General features: G+C 68.6%; 12 protein-coding genes. 11 read left to right on the plus strand and 1 reads right to left on the minus strand.

Going from position 1 to position 17789, the window contains the following annotated elements; all coding sequences use genetic code 11:
- Window positions 1-270: 270 nt before the first annotated feature.
- Window positions 271-3120, plus strand: coding sequence for a TonB-dependent receptor domain-containing protein (locus J2728_RS07620; protein ID WP_309997997.1), 2850 nt, complete (start codon window positions 271-273; stop codon window positions 3118-3120).
- 105 nt (window positions 3121-3225) lie between these two features.
- Entirely contained in the window at window positions 3226-4242 is a 1017-nt protein-coding gene (locus tag J2728_RS07625; protein ID WP_309997999.1) for a LacI family DNA-binding transcriptional regulator, read from the plus strand.
- Between the two features lie 6 nt (window positions 4243-4248).
- On the opposite strand, the gene J2728_RS07630 is transcribed toward J2728_RS07625, so the two are convergent.
- Complete coding sequence (locus tag J2728_RS07630) at window positions 4249-5262, minus strand: LacI family DNA-binding transcriptional regulator (RefSeq protein ID WP_309999422.1); 1014 nt, start codon at window positions 5260-5262, stop codon at window positions 4249-4251.
- Window positions 5263-5494: 232 nt separating this feature from the next.
- On the opposite strand from J2728_RS07630, the gene J2728_RS07635 reads away from it, so the two are divergent.
- From J2728_RS07635 to J2728_RS07675, 9 genes are all read left to right on the plus strand, one after another.
- The gene (locus tag J2728_RS07635) at window positions 5495-7099 is read left to right on the plus strand and encodes a carboxylesterase/lipase family protein (protein ID WP_309998002.1); all 1605 of its coding nucleotides are present in this window, start codon (window positions 5495-5497) and stop codon (window positions 7097-7099) included.
- A gap of 26 nt (window positions 7100-7125) precedes the next feature.
- On the plus strand, window positions 7126-9381 hold the full coding sequence (locus J2728_RS07640; protein WP_309998003.1) for a beta-glucosidase: 2256 nt from the start codon (window positions 7126-7128) through the stop codon (window positions 9379-9381).
- A 90-nt stretch (window positions 9382-9471) separates the two neighbouring features.
- On the plus strand, window positions 9472-10668 hold the full coding sequence (locus tag J2728_RS07645) for an alpha/beta hydrolase-fold protein (RefSeq protein ID WP_309998005.1): 1197 nt from the start codon (window positions 9472-9474) through the stop codon (window positions 10666-10668).
- A gap of 103 nt (window positions 10669-10771) precedes the next feature.
- On the plus strand, window positions 10772-11692 hold the full coding sequence (locus tag J2728_RS07650) for a LysR family transcriptional regulator (RefSeq protein ID WP_309998006.1): 921 nt from the start codon (window positions 10772-10774) through the stop codon (window positions 11690-11692).
- A gap of 91 nt (window positions 11693-11783) precedes the next feature.
- Window positions 11784-13091: a CitMHS family transporter gene (locus tag J2728_RS07655; protein WP_309998007.1), complete on the plus strand. Its 1308-nt coding sequence runs from the start codon at window positions 11784-11786 to the stop codon at window positions 13089-13091.
- A complete protein-coding gene (locus J2728_RS07660; protein ID WP_309998009.1) occupies window positions 13088-14446 on the plus strand; it encodes an acyclic terpene utilization AtuA family protein in 1359 nt (452 codons plus the stop codon). The genes J2728_RS07655 and J2728_RS07660 overlap by 4 nt, the downstream gene beginning before the upstream one ends.
- A complete protein-coding gene (locus J2728_RS07665) occupies window positions 14443-14754 on the plus strand; it encodes an AtuA-related protein (RefSeq protein ID WP_309998011.1) in 312 nt (103 codons plus the stop codon). The genes J2728_RS07660 and J2728_RS07665 overlap by 4 nt, the downstream gene beginning before the upstream one ends.
- 459 nt (window positions 14755-15213) lie before the next feature.
- Window positions 15214-15684, plus strand: coding sequence for an Lrp/AsnC family transcriptional regulator (locus J2728_RS07670; RefSeq protein ID WP_309998013.1), 471 nt, complete (start codon window positions 15214-15216; stop codon window positions 15682-15684).
- Between the two features lie 138 nt (window positions 15685-15822).
- The gene (locus J2728_RS07675) at window positions 15823-17649 is read left to right on the plus strand and encodes an amidohydrolase family protein (protein ID WP_309998017.1); all 1827 of its coding nucleotides are present in this window, start codon (window positions 15823-15825) and stop codon (window positions 17647-17649) included.
- The last annotated feature ends 140 nt before the right edge of the window (window positions 17650-17789 follow it).

A 17789-nucleotide genomic window follows, 5' to 3' on the forward strand; every position in this document is an offset into this window, starting at 1 on the left:
CGTTGTCATTAATTCGCCGTCCATCCGTCAGGATGGCTGGCTTTAAATGTTAGCGTTGTCATTTCGCTTCGTCGAAGTGACCGCCGAGGGCTCGCTAGAAGTCCCGGCGAAGAGGGAGTGAGAAAGTCCAGGAGCTTTCCACGCCAATCGAGACCGCGTCGGACCCCTCTGGGGTCCGCGACAGCGGCCGCGCGCCTCCGTGTCGGCCGAGGGGTGAGAAACATAAGAAAGGGGAGTGGAATGCTGTTCTTCTCAGATCAAGGGAGCGCCATGCGGCGCTTGATCGCGGGCGCTTCCGTGCTGGCGATCGGTTTGGCGATCGCGGGCCGGGCTAACGCCCAGACCGCGCAGGCCAAGGACAACAACGATAGCACCGTGGAAGAAGTGGTCGTCGTCGCCACCGGCACCAACATCGCCGGCGTGAAGGCCGTCGGCAGCGAGACGGTCACCATGACCGCCGACGACATCAAGGCCACCGGCCTGACCGACATCCACCAGGTGCTGAAATTGATCCCGCAGATTCAGAGCACGCCGAACGCGGGGGGCGCGGGCCAGAACTATCGCGAGGGTGGCACCACCGGCTACGGCGGCAACTCCACCCAGGGTACGGCCGTGAACATCCGCGGCATCGGCTACGGCGCCACGCTGACCCTGGTCGACGGGCGTCGGATCGCGCCTAGCGGGGCGTCGGACGCCTATACCGAAGCGATTCAGGTGCCCATCGCGGCGCTGGAGCGGGTCGATGTCATCGCCGACGGCGCCTCGGCCATCTATGGCGCCGACGCGGTCAGCGGCGTGATCAACTATGTGCTGCGCAAGAACTTCGACGGCGCCGAGGCCACCGCCCGCGCCACCACCCACCGGTTCTCGACCGAGGTCGGCGGCTCCTTCACGATCGGCCGCCAGTGGGACAACGGCCTGGGCCACGGCAACGTCATCCTGACCGCCGACGTGATGCACCGCACGCGCGGCAAGCGCTCGGAAAGCCCGTACCTGATGCAGGACCTGCGCCGCTTCGGCGGCGAGGACAATCGCCAGCTGAACGGGGCGATCTCATCGGGCGGCGTCGGCAACCTGGTGGTCAGCCAGAACGGCGCGGGCGGCACGACCTACACCTATTACGGCCTGCCGAGCAACGCGGGCGCGAACCCGACGGCCGCCCAGCTGACCGGCACGACGCTGGTCGATACGGCCTACTACAATGACTACTTGCCGGACGTGAAGCGCCGCCAGTTGGCCCTGTTCTTCAACCAGGACCTCAATGCGTGGCTGTCGATGTACTACGAGGGCTTCTACACTCATCGGAAGACCTCGACCTATCAGTACGACCCCAACACCGGCAGCAGCATCAATGTCTGCGCCGGCACGCCGTACTACGTGTCTGGCGTTCCGGGTACGCCTGGGTCAGCGTCGACGACGTGCCCTGGCGGCGGCCAGACCTTCGATCTCAACTTCTATCGCTATATCGGCCTGACCGAGACGACCAATCCCGACAAGGCCTTCACCCAGACCCTGGGTCTGTCGGCGATCCTGCCGGCCGGCTGGAAGGGCGAGGTCTACTACACCAACGGCGCGGACCGGACCTGCGGCATCTGCAACATCGGCCGCAACGTCAATCTCGACGCCGTCGCCGCGCAGGTGAACGCCGGCACGCTGAACCCCTTCAGCACGGCGGGCCTGAGCGCGTCACGGATCGCCAGCTTCACCGGCTCTAACGTCCAGTACAGCCGCAACGTCATGGACGACGCGGTCATCAAGTTCAACGGTCCGCTGTTCCGCCTACCGGGGGGCGCGGTGCGGGCGGCCGTCGGCGGCGAGTACTCGCGTCAGCACGAGACCCTGACCAACGGGGCCAACCGCGGCGCGACCAACGTCTTCGGCATCGACAACGTCTCGGACGAGCTGCGCAAGGTGAAGTCGCTGTTCGCCGAGATCTATGTGCCGATCGTCGGCTCTGGCAACGCCCTGCCGCTTGTCCAGGCCCTGGCCGTGGACGTGGCCGCCCGCTACGACGACTACTCGGACTTCGGCGACACCACCAACCCCAAGATCGGCCTGACCTGGACCGTCAACGACGCTCTCTCGTTCCGGGGCTCGGCGGGCACGTCGTTCCGCGCGCCGACCCTGACGGACAAGAGCCCGGTGGTGTTCTCGGCCGAGCTGGTGGGCGTGCCGACGGCCAATAACTCCGGCGATAGCAGCATTGGCGTTCTGTTCCCCGGGTTCACCAGCGCCCTGGTCGCGCTGGGCAACAACGCCGACTTGCGGCCCGAGACCGCCGACACCCTGTCGTTGGGCTTCGACTTCACGCCGCCGTCCTTGCGCGGCCTGAAGGTCTCGGCGACCTACTACAAGATCGACTACAAGAACCAGATCTCAAGCCCGAACCGCGATCTATACCTGGCCAGCGCCGCCAATCGCGCCGCGTTCGCCAAGTACATCACGCCGATCCGCAACCCGGCGAACTGCGTGCCGGGCGACACCTCGACCTACGATCCCGTGCTGCGTGACTATCTGGCCGGCCGGATCGCCGACTACGTCGTTCCGATCGTGGGCACCTACTGCCAGGTCAACGTGATCCTCGACGCGCGCAAGACCAACCTGGCCTCCACGGTCCAGGACGGCTTCGACGTGCAAGTCAGCTATCTGTTCGACACCGCCGCCGGCCGGTGGAACCTCGGCGGGTCGCTCACCAAGATCCTGAACAACAAGGTCAAGGCGTCGCCCAACGTGGCCGAGCTGGAGCGTCTGGACGAGCTGTACTACCCGATCAGCCTGCGCGGACGGGCCAACCTGGGCTGGAGCAAGGGCCCGTGGAGCGCCAACCTGTTCGTCAACTACACCGGCGACTACACCAACTCGGTGCCGCTCACCGTGGGCGGCGTGGTGTTGGGCGACAGCAAGGTGCCCAGCTGGACGACCTTCGATCTGGGTCTCAGCTACATGGTCCCCCAGACAGCCGGACAGACTTGGCTGAGGGGCCTGCGCACCTCGCTGAATGTCCAGAACGTGGCCAGCAAGGATCCGCCGGTCGTGCTGACCACGGGCAGCGCGTTCGATGGCAACGTCCACAATGTTCTCGGACGGGTCTGGTCGCTGCAGGTCACGAAGTCGTTCTGATCCCTCGAGCGCCCGCGTGGCCCTCCCGCCATCGGCCCGAAAGGGCCGGTGGCGGCGGCCGGCCGGGGCGTGGACGGATCGGCCTCGACGACGTAACGAGGAGACATGTCTCCTCGGCCGCCGACCATCAAGGACGTGGCGCTCGCCGCCCAGGTCTCGTTCAAGACCGTCGCCCGCGTGCTCAATAACGAGCTCGGCGTTCGGGAAGCCCTGCGCGCCAGGGTCCAGGCGGCCGTCGAGCAGTTGGGCTACACGCCCAACATCTCGGCCCGAGGGCTGAGCGGGGCGGGCTCGCGCATGATCGTGCTGATCAGCATGGCCCCCGACGGCGCCTTCCGACAGAATTTCGACTACATGGCCACCGTCCAGGCGGCCGCCGTTCGCGCCTGCCGATCGCACGGCTACAACCTGGCGATCGAGGCCGCGCGCGACAACGAAAGCCTGATCAAGGCGATCGACGCGGCGCTGGCCCTGGTGCCGGAGGGGCTGCTGGTGCTGCCGCCGCTTTGCGACCATCCCGCCGCGCTGGAAGCCTGCGATGTGCCCGTCGTGCGCATCGCCCCGACGGTGCGCGCCGAGCAGGGCTGGTCGGTGCGCATGGACGACAAGGCGGCCGCCTTCGCCATGACCCGGCACCTGCTGGACCTGGGCCATACCGACATCGCGTTCGTCGAGGGACACCCGGATCACGGGGCCAGCGCGCTTCGCCTCGCGGGCTTTCGGGAGGCGATGGACCAGGCGGGGGCGTCGCCGTCCCCCGCTCGGGTGGAGCAGGGTAACTTCACCTTCGCGTCCGGACGCGCCAGCGGCTTGCGGTTGCTGGCGCGCGCGGAGGACCGCCCGACGGCCATCTTCGCGGCCAACGACCTGTCTGCCCTGGGGGTGATCGCGGCGGCGACCGAGCTGGGCTTGCGGACGCCTCAGGACGTTTCGGTGGCGGGGTTCGACGACAGCAACGCCGCCCGCATGGCCTGGCCGGAGCTGACCACCATCCGGCAACCGCTGGAGGCCTTCGCCCGGGCGGCGGTCGAGCAGGTGATCGCCGGCGAGGCGGGGGAGGTCCGGCGGTCGGTCGCTTTCGAACTGCTGGCGCGGGGATCGACCGCGCCGAGGGTGGCCTGAGCGCGTCTAGGTCGGCGGCGCCACCGTGCCGCGCGACACCAGCTCGAACCCGAAGGTCCGGCCCAGCGGCGCGTGGGCGCTGTTGGGCGGATTGATCAGGAAGCCGATCGTCGCGGCGGCCATCGCCGTCATCGAATAGCGGATGCTGGTCAGCGGCGGAAACGACAAGGCCGCCGCGTCGCTGTCGCCGAACCCGGCCACGGACAGGTCCTCGGGGACCTTGAGGTCCAGGCCGCGCGCCGCGTCGAGCACCGCCAGGGCGATCTCGTCCGTGGCCGCCACCACGGCCGTGGGCCGTTTGGCGCCTTCCAGCAGGGCCTGGGCGCGGCGCCGCGCCGTCTCGAAGTCGTTCGCCGTCGAGTCGATGGCCACGGGCGCCAGGCCCTTGGCGTCCAACGCCGAGTGAAAGCCCTCCAGTCTTAGCGCCGACAGACCGTCCTCGCGTCCCAGGAAGGCGACGCGGCGATGGCCGGCAGCCAGGATGTGCTCGGTGATCGCGCGGGCCGCGCCGATTTCGTCGGCGCCGACGCGCGGGCCCTCGCCCATGCGGGACGGGGAGAATCGCACGAAGGGCGCGCCCAGCTGTTCCAGCATCGCCAGGACTTCCGGCGAGTCGCAAAGCGGCGGGCAGACGATGACGCCGTCGGGGCGCAGGGGCGCCAGCCGCGCGGCGATGGCCCGCAGCCCGGCCTCGTCGCCGTCGATCGGCGCGCTGTCGACCACCATGTGATAGCCCGCCTGACGGCAATGCTGGATCATGCAGCGCTGTAGCTCGGCCGTGGCTGCCGAGGCGGTGTCGTCGATCAGGGTCGCGACCAGGAAGGATCGCGCGCCGGGCAGGGCGCGGGCGAAGACGTTGGGGCGATAGCCCAGCGCGGCGGCGGCGGCTTCGACGCGCTCGCGGGCCTGGGCGCTGGCGTAGCCCGTGCGGCTGAGGACTCGCGACACGGTCATCAGCGACACGCCGGCCCGTGCTGCGACTTCCTTGATCGTGGCTCTGTCGGCTGCCTTGGGGCGCATCAGAACGGTGTGCAGGGGGGCGGCGGAGAGGTCAATCGGTGTTTGCCGCACCGCGCCGTCAGCCCCGGCGTCGTGCGAACTGTATGCATTAAAAACAATTAAGGCAGCCTCGGCCAATTGGAATTGACAACGTTATCACATGGGGTTGCTATGGGCCCGCTCGCGACCGATCAATCTCGGCGCGCGTCCATAATCGATAAAAGCGCCGCGAAACGGCGGGGAGGAGACGATCATGAAATCGCTATGGCTCGCCACGACGTGCGCCGTGTTGATCGGGGCTGGACACGCGGTCGCCGCCACGCCGGCCGAAACGGTCACCTTGGCCGCCGGCAAAATCCAAGGCGTCGCCGCCGACGGGGTCCTGTCGTTCAAGGGTGTCCCGTTCGCCCAGCCGCCGGTGGGCGAGCTGCGCTGGCGCGCGCCGCAGCCGGTCAAGCCCTGGTCCGGGGTGCGCCCGGCCACGGCCTATGGCCATGACTGCATGCAGAAACCGTTTCCGAGCGACGCCGCGCCGCTGGGAACCGAGCCCGCCGAAGATTGCCTGGTGGCCAATGTCTGGCGTCCCGCGCGGCCCTCGGCCAAGCCGCTTCCGGTCATGGTCTGGATCTATGGCGGCGGCTTCGTGAACGGCGGCTCATCGCCGGCCGTCTACGCTGGCGACCAGTTCGCCAAGCAGGGGATCGTCTTCGTCAGCTTCAATTACCGCGTCGGTCGCTTTGGTTTCTTCGGCCATCCGGCCCTGACGGCGGCCAACGCCGACGGCGGGCTGCTGGGCAACTATGGCTACATGGACCAGATCGCCGCCCTCAAGTGGGTGAAGGAGAACGCCAAGGCGTTCGGCGGCGACCCGAACAACATCACGGTCTTTGGCGAGTCGGCCGGCGGCGGGTCGGTGCACATGCTGCTGACCTCGCCCCAGTCCAAGGGCCTGTTCCAGAAGGCCGCGATCATGTCGGGCGGCGGGCGCGGAAGCCTGATGGGGCCGCGCCGGCTCAGCCAGGACCTTCCCGGCGCGCCCTCGGGCGAGACCATCGGCGTCAACTTCGCCAAGTCGGTCGGGATCGAGGGCACGGGGCCCGAGGCGCTGAAAGCGCTGCGCGCGCTCAGCGCCGAGCAGGTGACGGCGGGCCTGAACATGGCCGCGATGTTCAATCCGTCAGGCCCGCAGACCTATGGCGGTCCGATGCTGGACGGTAAGATCGTCGTGGCCGATCCGGAGGTCTCCTACCGCGCTGGAACCCAGGTGAAGGGGCCGGTCATGGTGGGCGCCACCAGCGCCGATATCGGCTTCGGCTTCGCCCAGACCAAGGACCAGGTGTTCGATCCGTTCGGCCCGCTGAAGGCCCAGGCCCAGGCGGCCTATGACCCGAGCGGCGACGGCGACCTCCGCGTGGTCGCCTACAACGTGGCCATGGACAAGATGATGGTCGAACCGGCGCGCTTCGTCGCTCAGGTCATCTCGGCCCAGGGCGTTCCGGCCTACCACTACCGGTTCTCCTACGTGGCGGATTCCATGAAGGGCGAATGGAAGATGGGCGCGCCGCACGCGACGGACATTCCCTATGTCTTCGACACCGTAAAGGCCAAGTACGGCGACGCCCTGACGCCCAAGGACGCGGCCATCGCCAAGGCGGCCAACGCCTATTTCAGCAACTTCGCCAAGACCGGTGATCCGAACGGACCCGGCTTGTCGTCCTGGCCGGCCTACGACGCCAAGGCCGACGTGCTGATGGACTTCGGCGCGGACGGGATGGCCGTCGCCAAGCCCGAGCCCTGGAAGGCCCGCATGGACGTCACGGCCGGGGCGGCCAAGCCCTCGGGCGCCGCCGCTCAATAACAATAAACAGACTTAAGGGGGGCGTTATGCTTCGTAGGACCTTGATGAATGGCGCGATCGCGTTTGCGATCGTCGCCTCGGCCGGTGCGGCCCAGGCGCAGAGCCCGGCGGGCGACCGCCCGTGGATGAACACCAAACTGTCGGCTGGCGAACGAGCCAAGCTGCTGGACCAGGCGCTGACCGAGGAAGAGCGGTACGGCCTGCTGCATGGCATCATGCCGTTGGCCTTCTTCCCCGGCGCGAAAATTCCGGAGGACGCCGTGCCGGGCGCCGGCTACGTGCCTGGCGTGCCACGTTTGGGCGTGCCGCCGCTGCGCGAGACCGACGCCAGCCTGGGGGTCACGAACCCCGGCGACGTGCGCAAGGGCGACACCGCCACGGCCTTGCCCTCGGGCCTGGCCCTGGCCGCCAGCTGGAACGCCGACAACGCCTACGCCGGCGGCGCGGTGGTCGGCGAGGAGGCGGCCAAGAAGGGCTTCAACGTCCTGCTTGGCGGCGGCCTGAACTTGGCCTCGGAGCCGCGCAACGGCCGCAACTTCGAATATCTGGGCGAGGATCCGCTGCTGGCCGGCACGCTGGCCGGGGCCGCGGTGCGCGGCACGCAGGACCAGAAGGTGGTTTCGACGGTCAAGCACTTCGCGCTCAACGACCAGGAGACGGGGCGCAATGTCGTCGACGCCCAGATCGACGAGCAGGGACTGCGCCAGGGCGAGTTGTTGGCCTTCCAGTTCGCGATCGAGAAGGGCAAGCCCGGCTCGGTCATGTGCGCTTACAACAAGGTGAACGGCCACTACGCCTGCGACAACGACTTCCTGCTCAACAAGGTGCTGAAAGGCGACTGGGCTTGGCCGGGCTGGGTGATGTCCGACTGGGGCGCGGTGCCTGGGGTCAGCGCGGCCGTCAACGGCCTCGACCAGCAGTCCGGCGAGCAGCTGGATCGCCAGGTCTGGTTCGACAAGCCGCTGAAGGCCGCGGTGAGCAGCGGCCAGATCCCGCAGGCCCGCATTCACGACATGGCCCAGCGCGTGCTGAGTTCGATGTTCGCGGTCGGTCTATTCGACACGCCCTCGCGTCAAGCGCAGCCGATCGACTACGCGGCCGGCGCCAAGGTTTCGAAGACCACCGCCCAGCAGGGCGTGGTGCTGCTGAAGAATGATCGCGGCGTGCTGCCGATGGCCCGAACGGCCAAGAAGATCGTCGTGGTCGGCGGCTATGCCGATCTTGGCGTGCTGTCGGGCGGCGGCTCGGCCCAGGTGATCACCGGAACCGGCAACGCCGCCTCGATCCCCGTCGGCGGGGAGGGCCCGCTGGCGATGCTGGCGAACCAGGTCTACCACCCCTCGTCGCCGTTGAAGGCGATCAGGGCCAAGCTGGGCAAGGAGACGACCGTTCGCTTCGCCGACGGCCGCTATCCCTCCGAGGCCGCCGCCATGGCCAAGGACGCCGACGTCGTGGTGGTGTTCGCCAACCAGTGGATGATGGAGAGCATCGACGCGGGCGACCTGTCTCTGCCTCAGGGTCAGGACGGGCTGATCGCCGCCGTCGCCGAGGCCAATCCCAACACCGTCGTGGTGCTGCAGACCGGTGGTCCCGTGCTGATGCCCTGGCTGGACAAGGTCGGCGCGGTGGTCGAGGCCTGGTACTCGGGCGTGAAGGGCGGCGAGGCCATCGCCGACGTGCTGTTCGGCGACGTCAATCCGTCGGGCCGACTGCCGATCACCTTCCCCGCCTCGTACGACCAGTTGCCGAACCGCCAGATCCCGGGCTTCGGCTATGTCGGACCCAACTTCACCGACCCGCCGGAAGTCGCCGCCGAGAAGATGAAGAGCTTCGCCGCGCCTCATCCCTACGGCTCGGACATCGGCTATCGGTGGTACGCCCGCAAGGGCTTCAAGCCGCTGTTCCCGTTCGGCCACGGCCTGTCCTACACCAGCTTCAAGTACGGCGACCTGAAGGTCTCGGGCGGGGACACCGTCACCGCCAGCTTCGACGTCACGAATACGGGCGCGAAGGCGGGGGGCGATGTTCCCCAGGTCTATCTGACCGCCCGCTCGGGCGCGCCTGAACTGAGGCTGTTGGGCTGGTCGCGGGTCGAACTGGCGCCCGGCGAGACCAAGCGCGTCACCGTCACCGCCGACCGTCGTCTGCTGGCCGACTTCGACGTCAAGGCCCGCAAGTGGCGCATCGACGCCGGGACCTACGACATCGCGGTCGGCGCCTCGGCGACGGCGCTGGACGCCAAGGCCTCGGCCAAGGTCAAGGCCGGCGCCGTCAAGCCCTAGGGGGGAGGGCTTGACCCCTCGGCCACGCGACTTTTCCCTGCCGCGCGGCCGAGGGTCTCTTTCATGAAATCATCGGACGGGAGGCCGACCATGACCAACAAACCCAGCCTTGTCGGGTTGGCGTTCGCCGCCACGCTGCTGTCGGCTTTCGGCGCCTACGCCCAGGCCCCAGCTCAAGGCGCCGCGGCCAGCTGTCTGCCTCGCGGCTTCTTTTCGGGGCCGGCCGCCTACAAGTCGGTGGAGCAACTGCCGGACGGCCGGGTGACCTTCCGTCTATGCGCGCCCGACGCCCAGGCCGCCCTGGTGACCAGCACCGACAACGCCGACGTCATTCCGATGGGCTTCGGCGGTGGACCGCGCGGCCTGGTCATGACCAAGGACGCGACGGGCCTGTGGAGCGTCACCACCGACAAGCCGGTCGCCGCCGACACCTACCGCTTCAATTTCAACGTCGACGGCGCGCGCGTGCCCGACCCGCAGGGGACGCGGTTCTCGGAGGAACGGGTCGGCGTCAACAGCACGTTCGAGGTGATCGGCCCGGCCGGCGCCTTCCAGACCTTCGACAAGGCCGCGCCGCACGGCGCGGTGTCCACGATCGAATACTGGTCGAAATCGTTGGATATCCGCCGCCGCGCCCACGTCTACACTCCGCCAGGCTACGAGAAGGGCAAGGGCGTCTATCCGGTGCTCTATCTCGTGCACGGGGCCGGCGACAGCGACGACAGCTGGACCTCGGTCGGCCACGCCCACTACATCCTCGACAACCTGATCGCGGCCGGGAAGGCCAAACCGATGATCATCGTCATGCCGGCGGGCCATACGCCCGATCGCCCCGGCGCGGACATGCTGGCCAACACCGATTTCGGCGACGATTTCCTGAAGGACCTGATCCCGTACGTCGACAGCCACTACCGTACGATCGCCAAGGCGGACGCGCGCGCCATGGCCGGCCTGTCGATGGGCGGAGCCCACACCATCCAGAACGGCCTGACCCATCCCGAGCTGTTCCACTACATCGGCGTCTTCAGCATGGGTCTTCAGTCGCCGGAGCAGGCGAGCGCCTATGCGGCCCGCAACGACGCGGCGCTCAAGCAGGGCGCCAAGGCGTTCAAGCTGGTCTACTACGCGATGGGGAAGGACGATTTCCTGTATGCGACGGTCGCGCCGACCCGGGCGACGCTCGACAAGTACGACATATCCCACGTCTATAACGAGAGCGATGGCGGGCACACTTGGATCAACTGGCGTCGCTATCTGGCGGACTTCGCGCCGCGTCTCTTCAGATAGAGGCCAGGGCCAGAAAGGCCTCCAGGCGGCGCCGCCGGATCGCTTGCGGAGCCTGGGCCTCGGCGGCTTAGATCCGGAGCGCCAGGGGAGGGCGCTGAACGTCATGCACATCACGCTGGGCCAGATCCGCGCCTTCGTCACGGTGGCCTCGACCCGCAGCTTCACGCGCGCGGCCGAGGTGCTGGCGCTCTCCCAACCGGCCCTCACCAACCGTGTCCGCCAGTTCGAGGAGGCTCTCGGCTTGCGTTTGTTCGACCGCAGCACCCGCTCGGTCGAACTGACCCACATTGGGCGTGAGCTGCTGCCGATCTTCCTGCGCCTGGTCACCGAGTTCGAGGGGGCGGTCGTCAACGCCCGCGACTTCGTGTCGAAGGCCAAGGGCGTCGTGCGCCTGGCCTGCCTGCCGTCGTGCGCGGCGACCCTGCTACCGGACGTGATCGCCCGCTTTCAGCTCGACCACCCCGACGTTACCTTCGAGGTCGAGGACGCCCTCAACAGCAGCATCACCACCCTGGTGCGCGAGGACCGCGTCGATTTTGGCATCGGCATGGCCGACGAGAACGACGGCGACATCGAGCAGATCAAGCTGTTCGACGACGCCATGATGGTGGTCCATCCCGAGGGCCATCCGGTCGCGGCGGCGCCGACGATCTCGGTCGAAACCCTGGCGGCCTATCCTCTGATCCTGATGAACAGGGGCAGCAGCGTACGCGACCTAGTGGACGGAGCCTTCATCGCGGCCGGGCGGACGGCGACGCCGGCCTGCCAGGTCCGCTACATGACCACGGCGGTGGCGCTGGTGCGGGCGGGGCTGGGCCTGGCGATCCTGCCCTCGACCGCCGTCGAGATCCGCAGCCAGGCCAATGTCCACGCGCGTCCCATCCGAGACCCGGCCTTCACCCGCACGATCGTGCTGATGCGGCGACGCCACTCGCCCGTCCGGCCCGTGGTGCAAACGTTTATCGATAGTGTGTGCTCGGCTCGCGCATCCAATTCGTGCGGATTTATCGAGCAAGGCTATTAATCGATCCAAACTTCCGTTTTGCGCGGGGGCTCCGGTGATCGGCATATACGCCTGACAAGCTGAACGCAGCGTCCCGGAAGAAACGCCCCTCATGCTCGCTCTCATCGGCGTCGTGGCGATCCTCGCCTTGACCGCGGCGATCCTGTCCAACCGCGCCTCGCCTGTCGCGGCGCTGATCCTGATACCGCTCGTCGCGGCGATCGCGATCGGCCAAGGCGCGCAGGCGCCGGCCCTGATGGTCGCGGGCATCGGCAAGATCGCGCCGGTGGCGGCGATGTTCGTCTTCGCGATCCTGTTCTTTGGCGTGATGACCGACGCGGGCCTGCTGGACCCGATTGTCCGCCGCATCCTGAAGGCCGTGGGCCGACGACCCAGCCGGATCACCGTGGGCACCGCGTTGCTGGCCCTGATCATCCACCTCGACGGCTCCGGCGCGGTCTGTTTCCTGGTCGCTATCCCGGCCATGCGCCCGCTGTACGACACCCTGGGCATGGACCGCCGGATCCTGGCCTGCGTGGCCTCGATGGCGGCGGGCGTGAACTTCCTGCCCTGGACCGGCCCCACGGTGCGCGCGGCCTCGGCCCTGCACATTCCGGTTCTGGACATCTTCACGCCGATGATCGGCGTGCAGTTGGCGGGCCTGGCCTTCGTCTTCCTCGTCAGCTGGTGGCTGGGCAAGCGCGAGGAAAAGCGCCTGGGTCCGATCTGGCTCGCGGCCGACGACGCGCCGGCGCCGGCGCCGGACATCGCGCATCCGGACGCCGAGCCGGGCCTGGCGCGGCCGCGGCTGTTCTGGCTGAACCTCGCCTTGACCCTCTGCGCCATGGGCGTGCTGGTCGCGGGCGTCGCGCCGCCGGCCGTGGTGTTCATGGTCGCCTTCGCCGCGGCCCTGCTGATCAACTATCCCAAGGTCGCGGACCAGCGGGCCCGGATCGACGCCCACGCCCGCTCGGCGCTCTTGATGGCGTCGGTGCTGATCGCCGCCGGGGCCTTCACCGGTGTCATGGGCGGCGCGGGCTTCCTGAAGGCCATGGCCGACGCGGCGGTGGCCAATGTTCATCCCGATAGCGGGCGGCACATCCCATTCGTCCTGTCGCTGGTGGCCATGCCGCTCAGCATGGTCTTCGATCCGGACTCCTTCTACTTCGGCGTGCTGCCGGTGATCGCCGAGACCCACGCCCGCCTGGGCGGCGCGCCGGTCCAGGTGGCCCAGGCCGCCTTGGTCGGACAGATGACGGCCGGCTTCCCCGTCAGTCCCCTGACCCCGGCGACCTTCCTGGTGGCGGGCCTGGCGGGGGTCGAACTGTCGGCCCACCAGAAGTTCACCTTCCCGTTCCTCTATGGCGCGTCGCTGGTCATGGCGGTCGCTTGCCTGCTGCTGGGGCTGTTTCCGCTTTGACGTCCTCTTCCACACATCGCGTCGTCCGCATTGGCGCCGGCGCCGGCTTCGCCGGAGACCGTATCGAGCCCGCCGTCGAACTGGTCCGCGAAGGGCGCCTCGACTACCTGGTCTTCGAGTGCCTGGCCGAGCGCACGATCGCCCTGGCCCAGCGCGCGCGCCTGGGCGACCCGGGCGGCGGCTACGACCCGCTGCTGGAGGCGCGGATGCGCGCCGTCCTGCCTTTGTGTGTCGAGAAGGGGGCGCGGATCATCTCCAACATGGGCGCGGCCAATCCGATCGCCGCCGCCGCCCGCATCGCTGAACTGGCGGCCGACCTGCGGTTGCCGGGCCTGAAGATCGCCGCGGTGGTCGGCGACGACGTGCTGGGCCTGATGGCCGGCTCGACCCTGCCGCTGCTCGAGGTTGGCGGCGACGTCGCCAGCCTGGGTGACAGTCTGATCTCGGCCAACGCCTATCTGGGCTGCGAGCCGATCGTCGAGGCGCTGGCCGGCGGCGCTCAGGTGATCGTGACGGGCCGCGTCGCCGACCCGTCGCTGTTCCTGGCCCCGCTGGTCCATGAGTTCGGCTGGTCGCTGGACGATTGGGAGCGGCTGGGACGCGGCACCGTCGTCGGCCACCTGCTGGAGTGCGCCGGCCAGGTCACCGGCGGCTATTTCGCCGATCCCGACGTCAAGCGCGTGCCGGATCTGGCGCGCCTGGGCTTTCCCCTGGCCGAGGTCTCGTCCGACGGCTCGGCGGTGATCACCAAGGTGGAGGGGTCTGGGGGTCTCGTCGACGTGGCCACATGCACCGAACAACTGCTCTACGAGTTGCACGATCCCTCGCGGTACCTGACGCCCGACGTCACGGCCGACTTCTCCACCGTGCGGTTCGAGGCAGCCGGCCCAAATCGCGTCGCCGTAAGCGGTGGCGGCGGCCGGCCGCGCCCCGCCCAGCTGAAGGTGTCGCTGGGCCGCAAGGAGGGCTTCATCGGCGAGGGCGCCATCTCGTACGCGGGCTCCAGCGCCGTGGCCCGCGGCCGTCTGGCCCTGGACATCATCGCCGAGCGTTTCCGGCTGACCGGCCTGTCGCCGGAGGAGACCCGGTTCGAGCTGATCGGCGTCGACGCCGTGGCGTCCGAGAGCCTGGCCACGATCTTCGCGCCGATGGAGGTCCGCGCCCGGATCGTGGCTCGCACGCGCACCCAGGCCGAGGCCGAGCGCGTCGGTCGCGAGGTCGAGGCGCTCTACACCAACGGCCCGGCGGGCGGCGGCGGCGCGACGCGGCTGGTGACGCCGGTCATCGGCGTGGTCTCGACCCTGGTCGAGCGCGAGCTGGTCCAGCCCAGCGTGATCTTCGAGGTGGCGCTATGAAGCTGCGCGAACTGGCCCACGCCCGCAGCGGCGACAAGGGCGATGTCTCGAATATCTCGGTCATCGCCTACGACCTGGCAGCCTATGAGCGGGTGCGCCGTGTCCTGACGCCTGAGCGGGTCAAGGCGCATCTGCGCGGCATCGTGCGCGGCGAGGTGAGCCGCTACGAGTTGCCTGGCCTGATGGCCCTGAACTTCGTGCTGAACGGGGCCCTGGGCGGCGGCGTGACGCGATCGCTGGCGTTGGACGCCCATGGCAAGTGCCTCAGTGGTCTCTTGCTGGAGCTGGACCTCGAGGAGACGCCATGATGACCTTCCGGCTCGACCCGGCGTCGGGCTGTGGACGCCTGTTCGAACCCTCGATCGACGCCGCCACCGGCCAGCCCTATCCGGACAACGCGCGCGAAAAGCGTGGAGCGAGCGAAACTACAGCGCGCGGGAGGGGCGTGAGCGGACGCTCGGGCAACGGCCCCGCACGTCGCGTTTCTGTAGGTGCGTCAACGGCAACTCATGGGGACTTCGCGAGGGGCGTATTGAACCGTGCCGGTCGACAGTGGGACCGATCACCGGACCGTTGATAACCACGTTCTCGACCTATTGGCGGCTTCGGCGCGCTCCAGCGTGGTCGTGCTAGGCGTTGAGGAGCCACCTTGCCGCGCCATGGCGCAAATTCCCATCGAATGGAGGTTTAGGTGGTGAAAATCCTTTACGCGCGACGGGCGCCGCGAAAGTCTACGGACAAGACGTGGAGACTTGGGAGGGAATAACATGGCCGATGGTGGGCTCGATCGTATCGATCGGCGCATACTGGAGATCGTCCAGGAGGACGCCTCCCTGACCGTCAACGAACTGGCCGAGGCCGTGGCCCTGTCGCAGAACGCCTGCTGGCGACGCCTCAAGCGGCTTGAGGACGAGGGCTATATCCTCAAGCGCGTCGCCCTGGTCGATCCGGTCAAGCTCGGCTCGGCCATGGTGGTCTTCGTCACCGTCCGCGCCGCCGAGCACAGCGACGAATGGTTGGCCGCCTTCGCGGGGGCTGTGCGCACCATCCCCGAGGTCGTCGAATTCTACCGAATGAGCGGCGACGTCGATTACCTGCTGAAGCTGCGCGTCAAGGACATCGCCGCCTATGACGGGGTTTATCGCCGGCTGATCAAGGCTGTGCGCCTGCTCGACATCAGCTCCGCCTTCGCCATGGAGGAGATGAAGTTCACCACAGCCGTGCCGATCGCCCTCTGAACGGGCAAACGCGCGCCCGCCGCGCAATCGAAAAAAAATGGGGTCGCCCCGCTGAGTTTTTCGGTGGGGCGATCGCCGCGACCGCCGTCTAAGAGCACCGGCGCCGGGGCGCGCTTGGCAGAAGGAGCGGGTAGGACGATGGTCGAGATCAATCAAGGCCGGGCAGGGCGGATCGCGGGAACGGCTTCGGCCCTGGCCCTGTTGGGGATGGGCGCGAGCCTGATCGCCCTGGCTCCGGCCCAAGCGCGAACCCCCGCGCCCGCGCCCGCCGCCCGCCCGCTCGCCATTGTTGGAGCCACCGTCTTCGACGCCACCGGCGCGCCGCCGCGCCCAGCCACCGTGGTTATCGAGAATGGTCGCATCACCGCCGTCGGCCCCAAGGTCAAGATCCCGCGCGGGGCCCAGGTGATCGACGCCAAGGGCGAGGCCCTGCTGCCGGGCTTCTTTGATCTCCACACCCACTGGACCGCGGGCGGGGTTCCAGCCGCCACGCCGCAGATCGCCAGCGCCTACGTCGCCGCCGGGGTCACCACGGTCAACGACTTCCACGCCGCGCCGGAGTCCTTCGCCCCGCGCCGCCAGTGGCTCTCGACCCTGGTCGCGCCCCACGTCAATTTCGCCGCCCGTGTCAGCACCCCCGGCGGCCACGGCGCCGACTGGGCCGACACCGCCACCACCAAGTGGGTCAACACCCCCGAGGCCGCCCGCGCCGCCATCCAGGCCTTGGCCCCCTACAAGCCCGACCTGATCAAGGCCTTCACCGACGGCTGGCGCTACGGATCCTCGCCCGACAACACCAGCATGGACGGCTGGACGCTTTCGGCCCTGGTCGACGAGGCCCACAAGCAAAACCTCAAGGTCTTCACCCACACCGTCACCGTCGAGCGCGGCGCGGTCGCCGGTAAGGCCGGCGTCGACGTGATCACCCACAGCCTGCAGGACCGCCTGCTCGACGACGAGGCCTTGGCTATCATCAAGGCGGGCGGCACGGCCGACACCCCGACCCTGGCCGTCTACGAGCCGGTCAAGCCCGGGGAGCCGGCTCGCGATCCGGCCGACCCCAAGAACCGCCAGAGCTTTCGCAAGTTCGACTTCGCCCTGGCCAACGCCAAGCGCCTGCACGCGGCCGGCGTCCCCTTGGGCCTGGGCACCGACGCGGGCATGCCCGGAACCCCGCACGGCGTCTCGACCCTTCATGAGATGGAGCTCCTGGTCCGCGCCGGCCTGACGCCCAGCCAGGCCCTGATCGCCGGCACGGCCGACAGCGCCAAGTTGATGAACCTTTCGGCCGATCGTGGGACCATCGCGCCGGGCCAGCGCGCCGACCTCGTGCTGATCAAGGGCGAGCCCTGGAAGACCATCTCCGACGTGCGCAACACCGACCGGGTGCTGATCGACGGTCAGCTGGTCTACGGCCCCGGCGCCCCGCCGATGCGCGCCAACCAGGCCACCAGCCCGCCGGCCGTCCTCGCCAAGGCCCTGATCGACGATTTCGAGCGGAGCGACCGCCGCTCCAGCCTCGACACCCTGCGCACCGACGATCCGGACGGCGGCATGGATCGTACCGTCGAGATCAGCCAGGTCATCGCCCGAGGGCCGCAAGGCCGGGCCCTGTCGCTGTCGGCCCGCATGGCGGTCAAGGCCAAGCCCAGCGCCGGCGTGATCATTCCGCTCAGCCGCGGCTCGATCCAGCCGGTCGACGCCAGCGCCTTTTCCGGCGTGCGCTTCGAGGCGCGCGGCGATGGGGCCTATGCCTTGGGCGTCACCACCACGGCCGGCCGTTGGTCGGCCCCGTTCACGGCCGGGGCCGACTGGCGCGTGATCGAGATCCCGTTCTCGGCGCTCAAGAGCGTGCGCGGCAAGGGCGACTGGACCGCCAAGAACCTCACCGAGGTCGAACTGATGGGCGGCCGCGCGGCTGGCGAGACCCTTTGGCTCGAGATCGACAACGTCAGCTTCTACTAGCGCCAGCCAAGCGCGCGGCGGGACACGGCTCCCGCCGCGCGGCTTAGTTTCCCTGGCGCCCCCGCGCCAAAAACTGCCGCGCCTTTCAAACTCTATCGGATTAGTGGGGTTTCGATAGCGGGCGGCGCCCGCTTCGTGGG

It is taken from the genome of Caulobacter segnis (genome assembly GCF_031454995.1).
GTDB classification, from domain to species: domain Bacteria; phylum Pseudomonadota; class Alphaproteobacteria; order Caulobacterales; family Caulobacteraceae; genus Caulobacter; species Caulobacter segnis_E.